The sequence below is a fragment of the Burkholderia cepacia genome, assembly GCF_029962485.1.
GTDB lineage: Bacteria > Pseudomonadota > Gammaproteobacteria > Burkholderiales > Burkholderiaceae > Burkholderia.
Genome location: NZ_CP073637.1, coordinates 2,396,848 through 2,413,384 on the forward strand (window position 1 = coordinate 2,396,848; position 16,537 = coordinate 2,413,384).

Genomic DNA, 16,537 nt, shown 5'->3' on the forward strand with positions numbered 1-16,537 from the left:
CACACGGCGTGTGCGTTAAACGGTCATCGGGTTGGGCTTGGACGGATCGAGGTTGTACTTGGCAATCGCGTCCGCGACCACCTTGCGCTCGATCGTGCCCTCGTCGGCCAGCGCGTTGAGCGCTGCGACGGTGACCCAGTGACGGTCGACTTCGAAGAAGTGACGCAGCTTCTCGCGGGTGTCCGAACGGCCGAAGCCGTCGGTGCCCAGCACGACGAAGCGGCGATCGATCTGGCCGCGGACCTGGTCGACCAGCGCACGGACGTAGTCCGTCGATGCGATGACCGGGCCCTGCGTGTCCTTCAGGCACTTCTGCACGTGCGACAGGCGACGCTCTTCGGTCGGATGGAGCAGGTTCCAGCGTTCGACCTGGTGGCCTTCACGCGCGAGCTCGGTGAAGCTCGGCACGCTCCACAGGTCGGCAGCGACGCCCCAGTCGTTCTTCAGCAGGTCGGCCGCGGCGATCACTTCGTTGAAGATCGTGCCCGCGCCGAGCAGCTGGACGCGCGGCGCCTTCTTGTCGGCGTCGGCCTTCTTGAACGCGTACATGCCCTTGATGATGTCGGCCGCCACGTGCTCGCCCTGCGGAATCGCCGGGTGCTCGTAGTTCTCGTTCATCACCGTGATGTAGTAGTACACGTCTTCCTGGTCCTGCACCATGCGGCGCAGGCCGTCCTGGATGATCACGGCGAGTTCATAACCGAACGTCGGGTCGTAGCTCACGCAGTTCGGTACCGATGCCGCCCACAGGAGCGAGTGGCCGTCTTCGTGCTGCAGGCCTTCGCCGTTCAGCGTCGTGCGGCCCGCGGTACCGCCGAGCAGGAAGCCGCGCGAACGCATGTCGCCTGCGGCCCATGCGAGGTCGCCGATCCGCTGGAAGCCGAACATCGAATAGAAGATGTAGAACGGCACCATGATCTCGCCGTGCGTCGAGTACGACGTCGCCGCCGCGATCCAGTCGCACATGCCGCCCGCTTCGTTGATGCCTTCCTGCAGGATCTGGCCGGTTTCCGATTCCTTGTAGAACATCAGCTGGTCGGAATCTTCCGGCACATACTTCTGGCCCTGCTGGTTCCAGATACCGATCTGGCGGAACAGGCCTTCCATGCCGAACGTGCGCGATTCGTCCGGGACGATCGGCACGACGCGCTTGCCGAGCGCCTTGTCCTTCAGCAGGATGTTCAGGATCCGCACGAACGCCATCGTCGTCGAGATCTCGCGGCCTTCGCCCGTGCCCTTCAGCAGCGGCTCGAATGCATCGAGCGCCGGCACCGGCAGCGACGTCGCCTTCTCGCGGCGGTGCGGCAGGTAGCCGCCGAGGTCCATGCGCTGCTTGCGCATGTATTCGAGTTCCTTCGAGCCTTCCTCGAACTTCAGGTACGGCACGTCGGCGATCTGTTCGTCGGTGATCGGCAGGCGGAACTGGTCGCGGAACTTCTTCAGTTGCTCGACCGGCAGCTTCTTCTGCTGGTGCGTGATGTTCATCGCCTGACCCGACTCGCCCATCCCGTAGCCCTTGATGGTCTTCGCGAGGATGACGGTCGGCGCGCCCTTCGTGTTGCTGGCTTCGTGGAACGCTGCGTAGATCTTGTGCGGATCGTGGCCGCCGCGGTTCAGCGCCCAGATGTCGTCGTCCGACCAGTCGGCGACGAGCGCCTTCAGTTCAGGCGTATTGAAGAAGTGCTCGCGCACGAACGCGCCCGACTCCGACTTGTACGTCTGGTATTCGCCGTCGACGACTTCCATCATCCGGCGCATCAGCGCGCCCGACTTGTCGCGTGCGAACAGCGCATCCCAGCGGCTGCCCCAGATGACCTTGATCACGTTCCAGCCGGCGCCGCGGAACTCCGATTCGAGTTCCTGGATGATCTTGCCGTTGCCGCGCACCGGGCCGTCGAGACGCTGCAGGTTGCAGTTGATCACGAACACGAGGTTGTCGAGCTTTTCGCGGCTCGCCATCCCGATCGCGCCGAGCGATTCCGGTTCATCCGTCTCGCCGTCGCCGAGGAATGCCCACACCTTGCGGCCTTCCGTCTTCGTGATGCCGCGCGCCTCCAGGTACTTCATGAAGCGCGCCTGGTAGATCGCCATGATCGGGCCGAGACCCATCGACACGGTCGGGAACTGCCAGAAATCCGGCATCAGCCACGGGTGCGGATACGACGAAATGCCGTTGCCGTCGACTTCCTGGCGGAAGTTGTCGAGCTGCTCTTCCTTCAGGCGGCCGAGCAGGAACGCGCGCGAATACACGCCCGGCGACGAGTGGCCCTGCACGAACACGAGATCGCCGCCGTGCTGGTCGGACGCTGCGTGCCAGAAGTGGTTGTAGCCGACGTCATAGAGCGTCGCGGCCGACGCGAACGATGCGATGTGGCCGCCGACGTTCGTATCCTTGCCTGCACGCAGCACCATCGCCAGCGCGTTCCAGCGCGTGTACGAACGGATGCGGTGCTCGATGTCCTGGTCGCCCGGGATCTTTGCCTGGGCGCCGACCGGAATCGTGTTGATGTACGGGGTGTTGGCGGAGAACGGCAGGTGTTCGCCGTGCATGCGGGCGAACTCGATCTGCTTTTCGATCAGGTAGTGCGCGCGGCCGGTGCCCACGGAGGAGATCACGCCATCGAGCGACTCCAGCCACTCGACGGTTTCTTGCGGGTCGTCGTCACGTTCGGCGGCGACATATTTCATCACTTCGTTCGGTACAGCGGACATTCTCGTCTCCTGGGTCCTGGAATGTGAGGATCGCTCTCGTGCAGACGACGCGACGCGGCCGGCTGCGGGCAAGCTCCAGCGGATTGTAATGAGCGTGCGCGGGCCTGCGCAACAAAATTTTCGAATTGTGAGATCTTTTCTCGCAATGCGAAATATTGCTGCGCTGCACCCATGTTTCGGGGCGCTCCGGCACGCCGCGGCGGAACAAATCCGTTTCCGTTCAACATATCCGGTATAGGTTTTCCATGTATTGCGCTGCGCTACAATCCTGCCATGTTGACCGATCGGCTTTTCGCACGCTCGGCGCGACCGTCGGGCCCGCCGGCGGAGTCGCAGCCGTCCCGTTGGCACCACGGACCGTGGTGGTCCAATTCCTATTTGCTGACGCCGCTGCTGTCGATCCTGGTGTTCCTGGTGGTGATGAGCCTCATCCTGTGGAGCCTCAATCGCCGCGAACAGCAACAGCAGGAAGACACCCTCTTCCGTAACGTCGCGTGGGCGCAGCAGCAGATCCGCCTGTCGATGACGGGCGCGCAGGAGCAACTGCAGGCGCTGTCGCGCGATCTCGCGTCGGGCCGCCTCGACCAGAACGCGTTCCAGATGGCCGTCGCGGACGTGATGCAGACGCATCCGGAAATCCTCTACCTGAACTGGTACACCGCACCCGGCGTGCAGCGCTGGCCGACCGTGCATCCGCCGCTGCTCGGGCAGCGGCTCGCGAAACCAGGCGACGCACAGATGCAGGACGCCGTGCGCGGCGCGTACGACGAAGCGCGCAGCACGCGCCGCCAGGCCTACTCGCCGCTGATCTACGACGACTTCGGCAACGGCTTCATCACGCTGCAGACGCCCGTGATGCGCGGCGACCGCGAATATCTCGGCTCGATCGCCGCGGTGTTCTCGGTCGAAGGCATCCTGAAGCACGACATCCCGCAGGAACTGTCGTCGAAGTACAAGATCTCGATCACCGACTCGAACAACCGCGAGCTGTCGTCCACGTCGACACGCCCACGCCTGCCGCGCGACTCGCACTACGACCTGCCGCTCGATCCGCCCGGCCAGGGACTGACGGTGCGCGTGTACGCGTTTCCGCAGCTCACGAACCTGACCAACAACACGCTCGTGTGGCTCGTGGCCGGCCTGTCGTGCTTCGTGCTGTGGAGCCTCTGGAGCCTGTGGAAGCACACGCGCCAGCGCTTCGAGGCCCAGCAGGCGCTGTACGCGGAAGCGTTCTTCCGCCGCGCGATGGAAAACTCGGTGCTGATCGGCATGCGCGTGCTCGACATGCACGGCCGCATCACGCACGTGAACCCCGCGTTCTGCCGGATGACGGGCTGGGACGAAACCGACCTCGTCGGCAAGGTCGCGCCGTTCCCGTACTGGCCGCGCGACGCGTACCCGGAAATGCAGCGCCAGCTCGACATGACGCTGCGCGGCAAGGCGCCGAGCTCGGGCTTCGAACTCCGCGTGCGGCGCAAGAACGGCACGCTGTTCCATGCGCGCCTGTACGTGTCGCCGCTGATCGACAGCTCGGGCCGCCAGACCGGCTGGATGTCGTCGATGACCGACATCACCGAACCGAAGCGCGCGCGCGAGGAACTCGCGGCCGCGCACGAGCGCTTCACGACGGTGCTCGAAAGCCTCGACGCCGCGGTGTCGGTGCTGGCCGCCGACGAAGCCGAGCTGCTGTTCGCGAACCGCTACTACCGCCACCTGTTCGGCATCCGCCCGGACGGCCACCTCGAATTGTCGGGCGGCGGCTTCGATCGCGCGCAGGCATCGTCCGACTCGATCGACATGGTCGACGCGTTCGCGGGCCTGCCGGCCGCCGCGCTGACGAGCAGCACGGCCGACGCGCAGGAGGTGTACGTCGAGAGCATCCAGAAATGGTTCGAAGTGCGCCGCCAGTACATCCAGTGGGTCGACGGCCACCTCGCGCAGATGCAGATCGCGACCGACATCACGACCCGCAAGAAGGCGCAGGAACTCGCGCACCAGCAGGAAGAGAAGCTGCAGTTCACGAGCCGGTTGATGACGATGGGCGAAATGGCGTCGTCGATTGCGCACGAACTGAATCAGCCGCTCGCCGCGATCAACAACTACTGCTCGGGCACGCTCGCGCTCGTCAAGAGCGGCCGCGGCACGCCCGAGACGCTGCAGCCCGCGCTGGAAAAGACCGCGCAGCAGGCGTTGCGCGCCGGGATGATCGTCAAGCGGATCCGCGAATTCGTGAAGCGCAGCGAGCCGAAACGCCAGCCGGCGCGGGTTGCGGACATCGTCGCCGACGCAGTCGGGCTTGCCGAAATCGAGGCCAGGAAGCGCAGGATCCGGATCGTCACGGAAATCCTCGCAAGAATGCCTATTATTTATGTCGACCCCGTGCTGATCGAGCAGGTGTTGATGAACCTGATGAAGAACGCGGCCGAGGCGATGGCCGACGTGAAGCCGGCGTCGGCGGACGGCGTGATCCGCGTCGTCGCCGACATCGATGCGGGCTTCGTCGACATCCGCGTGATCGACCAGGGTCCGGGCGTCGACGAAGCGACCGCCGAGCGCCTGTTTGAACCGTTTTACAGCACCAAGTCCGATGGCATGGGCATGGGGCTGAACATCTGCCGTTCGATCATCGAATCGCATCGGGGGCGTCTGTGGGTGGTCAACAACGTCGAGCCGGATGGCCGCATTTCCGGCGCGACGTTCCACTGCAGCCTGCCCATTGGGGAACCCGCTGATCTCGGCCAAGGGGGGCGCGAGGCATCGGCATCACATACCGTTACGGGAGAACTATGAATAGCCCTGTCACCACCACTCAGGAAACCGTCTTTGTCGTTGACGACGACGAGGCCGTACGGGACTCGCTGCGCTGGCTGCTGGAGGCGAACGGCTATCGCGTGCAATGCTTTTCGAGCGCGGAGCAGTTCCTCGATGCCTACCAGCCGGCGCAACAGGCCGGCCAGATCGCATGCCTGATCCTCGACGTGCGGATGTCGGGCATGAGCGGTCTCGAGCTGCAGGAACGCCTGATCGCCGACAATGCCGCGCTGCCGATCATCTTCGTCACGGGTCACGGCGACGTGCCGATGGCCGTATCGACGATGAAAAAGGGTGCGATGGACTTTATCGAGAAACCGTTCGACGAAGCCGAGCTGCGCAAGCTCGTCGAGCGGATGCTCGACAAGGCCCGAAGCGAAAGCAAGAGCGTCCAGGAGCAGCGTGCCGCGAGCGAACGCCTGTCGAAGCTGACCGCGCGCGAGCAGCAGGTGCTCGAACGCATCATCGCGGGCCGCCTGAACAAGCAGATCGCCGACGATCTCGGCATCAGCATCAAGACGGTCGAAGCGCACCGCGCGAACATCATGGAAAAACTCAACGTCAACACGGTGGCCGACCTGCTGCGCCTCGCGCTGTCGAAGAAGCAGGCCTGAGCGTTGCGCGCGGCGCCGGGCAGCCCTGCCCGGCCGGCCGCACCATCGGACTACCGCGCCGCGCGACGCGGCCCACTCGCGCGGCATGGCCCGGCGCTTCCTCCCGGAGCGCCGGCACCGGCGCCATGACGCTTTCCTTGTATTCCCTGTCGGACGACAGCAGGCGACCGGTATAATTGCGTGCTTTGCTGCGGCGCTTCGCGCGTCGCACGCCCGCATTCCAACTTCCCGGCAGGACCCACCACCATGACAGCCCTCCTCATCGACGGCAACGCCCTTTCGAAGACCCTGCGCGGTCAGGCCGCCGAACGCGCCGCCGCCCTGACCGCACGCGGCCACCAGCCCGGTCTCGCGGTGATCCTCGTCGGCGAAAACCCGGCGAGCGAAGTCTACGTGCGCAACAAGATCAAGGCGTGCGAGGACAACGGCTTCTTCTCGCTGAAGGATGCGTACCCGGCCACGCTGTCGGAAGCCGGCCTGCTCGCGCGTATCGACGAACTGAACCGCGACCCGAAGATCCACGGCATTCTTGTCCAATTGCCGCTGCCCGCGCATATCGACAGCCACAAGGTGATCGAGGCGATCGCGCCGGAGAAGGACGTCGACGGCTTCCACGTCGCGAACGCCGGCGCGCTGATGACCGGCAAGCCGCTGTTCCGCCCGTGCACGCCGTACGGCGTGATGAAGATGTTCGAGGCGCACGACATCGCGCTGCAGGGCGCGAACGCGGTCGTGATCGGCCGTTCGAACATCGTCGGCAAGCCGATGGCGATGATGCTGCTCGATGCCGGCGCGACCGTGACGATCTGCCACAGCAAGACGCGCGACCTCGCCGCGCACACGCGGCAGGCCGACATCGTGGTCGCCGCGGTCGGCAAGCGCAACATCCTGACCGCCGACATGGTGAAGCCGGGCGCAACGGTGATCGACGTCGGCATGAACCGCGACGACGCCGGCAAGCTGTGCGGCGACGTCGATTTCGCGGGCGTGAAGGAAGTGGCCGGCCACATCACGCCGGTGCCGGGCGGCGTCGGCCCGATGACCATCACGATGCTGCTGATCAACACGATCGAAGCGGCCGAGCGCGCCGCCGACGCGGCCGCCTGACTCCCTGCCCGTTCAGCCGGCGCGCGGTTCCGTGCGCCGGCGTCTCGCCAGCCGCATCGCCGCGGCTGCACCGCGCCGGTCGCCGGCCGCCCGTCGCCCGTCGCTCGCATCCGCCCCTGCGTCAATCGCGTCATTAGAAACTAACGATTGGAAAGCGCGCGATGCGCCCCAATAATGTCGGTATCGGGCGCCATCGCGCCCCGCCGCCGTTACCCTTTTCATCCCGGTTCATCCGGCAACAGACAGGGAGTCTTATGTCCGCCAGCGCCAACACCAACCCGCTCCTCGACTTCTCCGGCCTGCCCCGTTTCGGCGAGATCCGCCCGGAACACGTGACGCCCGCGCTCGATACGCTGCTCGACGCAGCCAGCCGCGCGGTCGAAGCCGCGAGCGCAAGCGCGACGCCGTCGACCTGGGCCGCCGTCGTCGAGACGGTCGAGCACGCGACGGAGCCGCTCGGCCGCGCATGGGGCATCGTCGGCCACCTGAACGCGGTCGCCGACACGCCGGAACTGCGCGCCGCCTACGGCGAAAACCTGCCGCGCGTGACCGAGTTCTGGTCGAGCGTCGGCCAGAATCTCGCGCTGTACGAGAAGTACAAGGCGATCGCCGCGAGCACCGAATACGCGACGCTGTCCGCCGAGCGCAAGAAGATCCTCGACAACGCGCTGCGCGATTTCCGCCTGTCGGGCGCCGAACTGCCCGAAGACCAGAAGCCGCGCTTCGCGGAACTGCAGGAACAGCAGGCCGCCCTGTCGAAGGCGTTCTCCGACCACGTGCTCGACGCGACCAACGCGTACGCGTACTTCGTCAATGACGAAGCCGATCTCGCCGGGCTGCCCGGCGACGCGATCGAAGCCGCCGGTGAAGCCGCGCAGAAGGACGGCAAGGACGGCTGGAAATTCACGCTGCACTTCCCGTCGTACTTCCCGGTGCTGCAGTACGCCGACAACCGCGCGCTGCGCGAGACGCTCTATCGCGCCTATGCGACGCGCGCATCGGAGCTCGGGCCGCAGTACGGCGACGGCAAGGCCGAATGGGACAACACGGCGATCGTCGCCGACGAGCTGAAGCTGCGCCGCGAAGAGGCGCAGATGCTCGGCTACCGCAACTTCGCCGAAGTGTCGCTCGCGCCGAAGATGGCCGAATCGCCGCAGCAGGTCATCGCGTTCCTCGAGGATCTCGCGACGCGCGCGCGCCCGCACGCGGACAAGGACTGGGACGAGCTGCGCGCATTCGCCGCGAAGGAACTCGGCCTGACCGAACTCGCGCCGTGGGACGTCGCATACGCGGCCGAAAAGCTGCGCCAGCAGCGCTACGCGTTCTCGGAAAACGAGGTGAAGCAGTACTTCCCCGAGCCGGCCGTGCTGAAGGGCCTGTTCACCGTCACCGAGACACTGTTCGGCGTGCGGATCAAGGCGGACGACGCGCCGGTATGGCACAAGGACGTGCGCTTCTTCCGCGTCGAGAACCGCGACGGCTCGCTCGTCGCGCAGTTCTATCTCGACCTGTACGCGCGCGAAGGCAAGCGCGGCGGCGCATGGATGGACGACGCACGCTCGCGCGCGAAGCGCGGCAGCAGCGTGCAGACGCCGGTCGCGTACCTCACCTGCAATTTCTCGGCACCGATCGGCGGCAAGCCCGCGTGCTTCACGCACGACGAAGTCATCACGCTGTTCCACGAGTTCGGCCACGGGCTGCACCACATGCTCACGCGCGTCGACGAACTCGGCGTGTCGGGCATCAACGGCGTCGAATGGGATGCGGTCGAGCTGCCGTCGCAGTTCATGGAGAATTTCTGCTGGGAATGGGACGTGCTGTCGTCGATGTCGTCGCACATCGATACGGGCGCCACGCTGCCGCGCGAGCTGTTCGACAAGATGATCGCCGCGAAGAATTTCCAGAGCGGGCTCGGCACGCTGCGCCAGATCGTGTTCTCGATGTTCGACATGCTGCTGCACGTCGACTTCGATCCGGCCGGCGCCACCGGCGTGACCGCATTCGCGCGCGAGATCAACGAGCGCTATCACGTGATCCCGCAGGCGGCATTCTCGCGCTGGCCGAACACGTTCAGCCACATCTTCGCGGGTGGCTATGCGGCCGGCTACTACAGCTACAAGTGGGCCGAGGTGCTGTCGGCCGACGCGTACGCGGCATTCGAGGAAGCGGCCGCCAAGAGCGGCAGTGTGCTCGACGCGGCCACCGGCACGCGCTATCGCCGCGAGATCCTCGAGGTCGGCGGCAGCCGCCCGGCGATGGATTCGTTCAAGGCGTTCCGCGGCCGCGAGCCGGAAATCGATGCGCTGTTGCGCCACAACGGGATGGCCACGCCCGCGCACTGAGCGCGCCGCCCGGCCCTTCCGGTCGCATCGACAGGCACCGCTTCGGCGGTGCCTTTTTTCATGGCGCGGGCGTGTCGTCGTCGAACAGCGAGAACTGCCCGTGCCGCTCGGCGGTGTCTTCGTCGATGCGCACGCCGACGCCGAGCAGCCGCACGGCCTGCGCGCGCCGCTGCAGCCCCTTCGCGAGCAGCGTGACGGCCGTCTCCGCGTTCGTCGCGTCGGCCACGCATTCGACTGTCGTACGCTGGAAATCGGCGAAGCGGATCTTCACGTACAGCTTGCGGATCGACCGCGCGGCGCCCGCGCGCGCGATCCGCGCGTCGAGCTGCACGACGAGGCGGCGGATCTCGTCCGCGCATTGCTCGAGCGTCGTCAGGTCGGTCACGTAGGTCGTCTCGACGCTGACCGACTTGCGCTCCTGGTCGGCCTGCACGGGCCGTTCGTCGATTCCGCGCGCCAGTTCGTACAACCGCCGCCCGAATGCGCCGAACTCGCGGTGCAGGTCGATCAGCGGCCAGTCGCGCAACTGCGCGCAGGTCTGGATGCCGAGCCGGTCGAGCCGCGTGGCCGTCACCTTGCCGACGCCGTGCAGCTTGCGCACCGGCAGTGCCGCGACGAACGCGTCGATTTCGTGCGGCCGCACCACGAACAGGCCGTCCGGCTTGTTCCAGTCCGACGCGATCTTCGCGATGAACTTGTTCGGCGCGACGCCGGCCGACACGGTCACGCCGACCGTGTCGAACACGCGCTGGCGGATCTCGCGCGCGATCAGCGTCGCACTGCCCTGGCAGCGGTCCGACCCGCTGACGTCGAGGTACGCCTCGTCGAGCGACAACGGCTCGACGTCGGGCGTGTAGTCGCGATAGATCGCCATGATCTGCCGCGACGCCGCGCGATACTTGTCCATCGCGGACGGCAGGATCAGCAGGTCCGGGCACTTGCGCATCGCCAGCGCCGACGACATCGCCGAATGCACGCCATAGCGCCGCGCCTCGTAGTTGCAGGTCGCGATCACGCCGCGCTGGTCGGGCCGGCCGCCGACCGCGAGCGGCCGGTTGCGCAGCGACGGGTCGTCGCGCATCTCGACCGATGCGTAGAAACAGTCGCAGTCGCAGTGAATGATCTTGCGCATGCGCGGCAGCGCGTCGCCCGGCGGCGGCACGTGCGGATCGGCAGGCGGAATGGTGGTCTGGTTCACGGTGCCGATACTGTACAAAAACACAGTGCCGGTTTCAACTGTCGCGTGCGGCCACGCCCGGCTGCGCCGTACCGGCCCGCTTTGCGCGGATCGTACCGGCCGGGCATGGGCAGCGGCGCCTATACTCGTCGGCCGCGACACACGAAACGAGAAGGTGACGGATGAAGACGATCGGACTGATCGGCGGCATGAGCTGGGAATCGTCGGCCGAGTACTACCGGATGATCAACCGGCACTCGAAGGCGCTGCATGGCGGCCACCACAACGCGAAGAGCGTGCTCGTCACGGTCGATTTCGCGGAAATCGAAGCGCTGCAGCGCACGCACGACTGGGCGGCGCTCGGCGAGCGGATGGCCGATGCGGCACGGCAGCTCGAAGCGGCCGGCGCCGACCTCGTCGTACTGACGACCAATACGATGCATCGCGTGCACGACGCGATCGAAGCCGCGGTGATGCTGCCCTTCCTGCACATCGCCGATCCGACCGGCAGCGCGCTGCGCGACGCAGGCGTCGAGCGCGTCGCGCTGCTCGGCACGCGCTACACGATGGAGTTGCCGTTCTATGCGGAGCGACTGCGCGACAAATTCGGGATGGACGTGCTCGTACCGGACGAACGCGGGCGCGACGACGTGCACCGGATCATCTACGACGAGCTGTGCCACGGCGTCATCACGACGCAATCGCGTGCGACCTATGTGTCGATCATCGAGGAACTGGCGCAGCGCGGCGCGCAGGCCGTGATCCTCGGCTGCACGGAGATCACGCTGCTGATCGGCGCGGACGATTCGCCGCTGCCGGTGTTCGACACGACCGCGCTGCATGCGAAGGCGGCCGTGGAGTGGGCCGCGCGATAACCGCGACGACGATTTCGCGCGCGGAAAACAAAAAACCCGGCACGAGGCCGGGTTCCTGTCGACGAAGCGCGCATCGGTCATTTGCGCTGCACATCGTCTGGTGTGCTTGGTTGCGGGGGTAGGATTTGAACCTACGACCTTCGGGTTATGAGCCCGACGAGCTGCCAGACTGCTCCACCCCGCGTCAGAGAAATAAATTATAGGGTGATGAAGTACTCACGTCAACACTTTTGTCACAAATTCTTCTCTCCCCTTCCAGACAGCGTGGCGCGCCCGCTGCTCCGCGTCGCGTAAGCGCGCCGTCGCACCGCATGCACGCGGTAAGATGGCGGCCTTCGCATTCACGCCGCACACACACTCCCGTTCATGAAAATCGCCACCTGGAACGTCAACTCGCTCAACGTCCGCAAGCAGCACGTGCTCGACTGGCTCGCGCAAAGCGGCACCGACGTGCTGTGCCTGCAGGAACTGAAGCTGCCTGACGAGAAATTCCCGCGCGCCGATCTCGAGGCGGCCGGCTACCGCAGCTGGTTCACGGGCCAGAAGACCTACAACGGCGTCGCGATCCTCGCGCGCGAGTCGCTGACCGTCGACGAATCGGACGTCGTGCGCAACATCCCCGGCTTCGACGATCCACAGCAGCGCGTGGTCGCCGCGACGGTCGACGGCGTACGCATCGTGTCCGCGTACTTCCCGAACGGCCAGGCACCCGACTCCGACAAGTTCGTCTACAAGATGCAATGGCTCGACGCGCTGCAGGCGTGGCTGCGCACCGAGCTGCAGCGCTTCCCGAAGCTCGCGCTGCTCGGCGACTACAACATCGCGCCGGAAGACCGCGACGTGCACGATCCCGCGAAATGGGAAGGCCAGAATCTCGTGTCGCCGCAGGAGCGCGCGCACTTCGCGCAACTGATCGAGCTGGGCCTCGTCGATGCGTTCCGCCGCTTCGAGCAGCCCGAGAAGACCTTCACGTGGTGGGACTACCGGATGATGGCGTTCCGTCGCAACGCCGGGTTGCGCATCGACCACATCCTGCTGTCGCCTGCGCTCGCGGAGACCTGCACGTCGTGCGAGGTCGATCGCACGCCGCGCACGTGGGAACAGCCGTCCGACCACACGCCCGTCGTCGCGGTCGTCGGCTGATCGTCCAATCCGCCCGCGCGCTCAGCGCCGCGCGGGCGCCGGCCCGAGATGGGCCCACAGGAAGCCGAACTCGGCCGCATCGGCCTCCGCACGCTCCAGGTCGTCGGCACTGCCGTGGCCGCCGTCGGTGTTCTCCCAGTACCACACCCGTTCGTGACCGAGCGCATGCATGCGCGCGGCCATCTTGCGCGCGTGCGCGGGATGCACGCGGTCGTCGCGCGTCGACGTCGTCAGCAACAGCGGCGGATACGCGACACCTTCGCGCACGCGGTGATACGGCGAGTACGCTGCCAGCGCCGCGCCCTCACCCGGATCGTCCGGGTCGCCGTATTCGTCGAGCCACGCGGCGCCCGCGTGCAGCTTCGGATAGCGCTGCATGTCGAGCAGCGGCACGCGGCACAGCACCGCGCCGAACAGCTCCGGGCGCTGCATCATGCACGCGGCGACCAGCAGTCCACCGTTGCTGCCGCCCTCGATCCCGAGTTGCGCGGCGCTCGTCACACCGGTCGCGGCGAGATCCTCGGCTACCGCGATGAAGTCGTCGAACGAGCGCTGCCGGTGTTCGCGCTGCGCGTCGACGTGCCAGCGCGGTCCGAACTCGCCGCCGCCGCGGATATGCGCGAATGCCATCACGCCGCCACGTTCGAGCCACCCGATGCCGAACGCGTCGCTGTAGCCCGGCAGGTTCGGAATCGCAAAGCCGCCATAGCCCGACAGCAGGCACGGCCGCGCGACGCGCGTGGCGCCTTCGGCCAGATCGAGTGCATCGCGCGGCCCGATCAGCGTGTACGGCACCACCGTGCCGTCCTGCGAGCGCGCGCTCGCGCGGCGCACGACGAGCCCGGCCGCATCGAACTGCACCGGCGGCCGGTCGAGCAGCACACGGCGCGACGGTGCATCGTCCGCGCGATCGGCCAGGTCGGCCAGCCAGCATTCGGGCGGATCGAGATAGGTGTCGACATCGACGTACACTTCGTCGTTCAGCGTCGCCTCGACGGGCTCGACGTCGATCTGCGCGTCGCCCGCCCACTCGAACGGCCGCGCATCCCATGTCCACTTGCCGTCGTCGGCCTGTCGCGGTTGCCACAGCATCGTGCGGTTGTGCACGTCGTCGAGCCAGCTCGCGATCAGCGTCGTGCGCGTGTGCGTCCATGTGCACGCGGACGTCGTCGGCTGCGGCGCGAACAGCGTCGTGAAGTCGCGCGCCCCCGCGAGGAATGCCTGCTCGCGGATCGCGAGCAGCGAGCCGCCCGCATGGCGCACCCCCTCGCAGTCCCAGTCGAGACGCGGCTCCAGCACGAGCCAGCCTTCCCAGAACCCGACCTCGACATGCGTCGGCACGTCGTAGCGGGCCCACTCGCCCGCTTCGGTCAGCCAGTACGCGTGCGCATCGAAGAAGTCGACGCTGCGCCACGCGACATGCCGGTTGTCGATCGGATCGAACCACGCACCCGCGCTGATGTCGTCGGGTTCGCCGCTGAAGACGACAGGCGCATCGGCAAGCGCCGTGCCACGCACCCAGCGCAACGCTTCATACGGATAACCGGCCGCGGTCGCATGCGCTTCGCCGCGATCCCAGCTCACGTAGACGGTGTCGCGGTCGATCCAGCCGACCGTGTGATGGCCCGGCTCGTCGATCGTGAAGCCGCCGTCGACGAAACGGCGTTCGACGAGATCGAATTCGCGCACGACGACCGCATCGGCGCCGCCCGGCGACAGCGACAGCAGCGCGCGATCGCCATCCGGATACAGGATCGCGTCCTGCTCGAATACCCACGACTCGCCCTCCTCGGCACCGAGCGCGTCGACGTCGAGCAGCGTTTCCCATACAGGCTGACCGGCACGCCAGTCGTCCCAGCGCGTGCGGCGCCACAGCCCCTTCGGATGGAGATCGTCCTGCCACAGGTCGTACGCCCAGTCTCGCCAACGGGTCGGAATCACCGGGCGTTCGCGCGGCAGATACGCTTTGGCGAGACGCGCGGTCAGCGCGCGATACGCGTCGTCATCGCGCAGCGCGGCGCGCGTGCGCGCATTCTGCTCGTCTACCCACGTGCGGGCGCGCTTGCTGTCGAGCGCTTCGAGGAAACGGAACGGGTCGGCCCCGGCGGGCCAGCGGAAGGAATCGGACATTGAGGATCGGCGGAATGGCAAACGGCGTGCAAACCGCGATTATGTCCGATCGCGGCATGCGCGACGCCCGCGCATGCCGCAAATCGTGCTCAGGGCTCCAGATGGAGTTCCTGGATCTTGCGCGTGATCGTGTTGCGGCCGATGCCGAGCCGCTCCGCGGCCTCGACCTTGCGACCGCGCGTGAAGTCGAGCGCCTCGCGGATCACGGCCGCCTCGAAGCGGCGCGCGAGCTCGTCCATCACGTCGGCCGAATTCTCGCGCAACAGCCGCGCGACTTCGGTGCGCAGGCCATGCTCCCACAGCGGGTAGCCGGTCGGCGCACTGCCGTTCGGCGCGGCCGCGATGGGTGCGCTCGCCACCGGCGTCGCACCGATCGCGGGCGGCACCGGCGGCGCGCTGCCGGGCGCATCCGCGCCGTCGCCCGTCGCGACGACCGGCGCACCGGCCGGCACGAGGTCGGGCGGCAGGTCCTTGATCTCGACCGTCTGCGCGGGCGCCATCACGGTCAGCCAGTTCGCGAGGTTCTCGAGCTGCCGCACGTTGCCGGGAAACGCCAGCGACGTCAGGTATGCGAGTGCATCGTCGGACACGCGCTTCGGCTCGACGCCGAGATCGCGTGCGCTCTTCTGCAGGAAGTGGCGCGTGAGCAGCGCGATGTCCTCGCTGCGTTCGCGCAGCGGCGGCAGGCGCAGCCGGATCACGTTGAGGCGGTGGTAAAGGTCCTCGCGGAACAGCCCCTGCCGCACGCGCGATTCGAGATTCTGGTGCGTCGCGGCGATCACGCGCACGTTCGCGCGCAGCGGGTTGTGGCCGCCGACGCGATAGAACTGCCCGTCCGACAGCACGCGCAACAGGCGCGTCTGCAGGTCGAACGGCATGTCGCCGATTTCGTCGAGGAACAGCGTGCCGTTCTCGGCCTGCTCGAAGCGGCCCTGCCGCGTCGTCTGCGCGCCGGTGAACGCGCCGCGCTCATGGCCGAACAGCTCGGATTCGAGCAGGTCCTTCGGAATCGCCGCCGTGTTCAGCGCGATGAACGGCCCGTTCGCGCGCGGGCTGTGACGATGCAGCGCGCGGGCGACGAGTTCCTTGCCGGTGCCCGACTCGCCCGTGATCAGCACGGTCGCGGCCGAATGCGACAGGCGGCCGATCGCGCGGAACATGTCCTGCATCGCCGGCGCCTGGCCGAGCATCTCGGGCGCTTCGGCCACGCGTTCATCCTGCGGCGCGCCGCCGCGCAGGCTTTCTTCCACCGCACGGCGGATCAGCTCGACGGCCTTGTCGACGTCGAACGGTTTCGCGAGATATTCGAACGCGCCGCCCTGGAACGCCGCGACGGCGCTGTCGAGATCGGAGAACGCCGTCATGATGATGACGGGCAGGCCCGGCAGGCGCTCGTGCATCGCCTGCAGCAACTCGAGGCCCGAGCCGCCCGGCATCCGGATGTCGGACACGAGCACCTGCGGCGTCTCGTGGTCGAGCGCGGCCAGCGCGTCGCGCACGTTCGCGAAGCTCTTCGTCGCGAAGCTGTCACGGGCGAGTGCCTTTTCAAGCACCCAGCGGATCGATTGGTCGTCGTCTACTATCCAGATCGGCTTCATAGGTCGGTCAGGTTTGGGTGAATCCGGT

The 16,537-nt window shown here is 66.9% G+C and carries 10 protein-coding genes and 1 tRNA gene; 6 read left to right on the plus strand and 5 right to left on the minus strand.

Annotation, left to right across the window (positions count from 1 at the left end; all coding sequences use genetic code 11):
- Positions 1-15 precede the first annotated feature (15 nt).
- Positions 16-2,712, minus strand: a complete 2,697-nt coding sequence (gene aceE, locus KEC55_RS11200) for a pyruvate dehydrogenase (acetyl-transferring), homodimeric type (RefSeq protein WP_282505530.1) — start codon at positions 2,710-2,712, stop codon at positions 16-18.
- 273 nt (positions 2,713-2,985) lie between these two features.
- Here aceE and fixL point away from each other — a divergent pair, with 273 nt between their 5' ends.
- From fixL to KEC55_RS11220, 4 genes are all read left to right on the plus strand, one after another.
- Entirely contained in the window at positions 2,986-5,502 is a 2,517-nt protein-coding gene (gene fixL, locus KEC55_RS11205) for an oxygen sensor histidine kinase FixL (protein ID WP_176047471.1), read from the plus strand.
- Positions 5,499-6,137 (plus strand): oxygen response regulator transcription factor FixJ, encoded by a 639-nt coding sequence (gene fixJ / locus KEC55_RS11210; protein ID WP_006493245.1) that lies wholly within the window; start codon positions 5,499-5,501, stop codon positions 6,135-6,137. The genes fixL and fixJ overlap by 4 nt, the downstream gene beginning before the upstream one ends.
- 246 nt (positions 6,138-6,383) lie before the next feature.
- Positions 6,384-7,244, plus strand: a complete 861-nt coding sequence (gene folD / locus KEC55_RS11215) for a bifunctional methylenetetrahydrofolate dehydrogenase/methenyltetrahydrofolate cyclohydrolase FolD (RefSeq protein ID WP_176047472.1) — start codon at positions 6,384-6,386, stop codon at positions 7,242-7,244.
- 254 nt (positions 7,245-7,498) lie between these two features.
- The gene (locus tag KEC55_RS11220) at positions 7,499-9,586 is read left to right on the plus strand and encodes a M3 family metallopeptidase (protein ID WP_282505531.1); all 2,088 of its coding nucleotides are present in this window, start codon (positions 7,499-7,501) and stop codon (positions 9,584-9,586) included.
- Positions 9,587-9,644: 58 nt separating this feature from the next.
- Here the strand turns inward: KEC55_RS11220 and dinB are convergent, their stop codons facing one another.
- The gene (gene dinB, locus KEC55_RS11225; RefSeq protein ID WP_282505533.1) at positions 9,645-10,808 is read right to left on the minus strand and encodes a DNA polymerase IV; all 1,164 of its coding nucleotides are present in this window, start codon (positions 10,806-10,808) and stop codon (positions 9,645-9,647) included.
- Positions 10,809-10,945: 137 nt separating this feature from the next.
- Between dinB and KEC55_RS11230 the strand changes: the two genes are divergently transcribed.
- Positions 10,946-11,638 (plus strand): aspartate/glutamate racemase family protein, encoded by a 693-nt coding sequence (locus KEC55_RS11230; protein ID WP_282505534.1) that lies wholly within the window; start codon positions 10,946-10,948, stop codon positions 11,636-11,638.
- Positions 11,639-11,745: 107 nt separating this feature from the next.
- Here KEC55_RS11230 and KEC55_RS11235 read toward each other — a convergent pair.
- Positions 11,746-11,822, minus strand: a tRNA-Met gene (locus KEC55_RS11235).
- 182 nt (positions 11,823-12,004) lie between these two features.
- Here KEC55_RS11235 and xth point away from each other — a divergent pair.
- Entirely contained in the window at positions 12,005-12,781 is a 777-nt protein-coding gene (gene xth, locus KEC55_RS11240) for an exodeoxyribonuclease III (RefSeq protein ID WP_282505536.1), read from the plus strand.
- 21 nt (positions 12,782-12,802) lie between these two features.
- Here xth and KEC55_RS11245 read toward each other — a convergent pair whose 3' ends face one another.
- Together KEC55_RS11245 and ntrC are read right to left on the minus strand one after the other, a co-directional pair.
- Positions 12,803-14,911, minus strand: coding sequence for a prolyl oligopeptidase family serine peptidase (locus KEC55_RS11245; RefSeq protein ID WP_282505537.1), 2,109 nt, complete (start codon positions 14,909-14,911; stop codon positions 12,803-12,805).
- An 89-nt stretch (positions 14,912-15,000) separates the two neighbouring features.
- The gene (gene ntrC, locus KEC55_RS11250) at positions 15,001-16,509 is read right to left on the minus strand and encodes a nitrogen regulation protein NR(I) (RefSeq protein WP_282505538.1); all 1,509 of its coding nucleotides are present in this window, start codon (positions 16,507-16,509) and stop codon (positions 15,001-15,003) included.
- Positions 16,510-16,537: the final 28 nt, after the last annotated feature.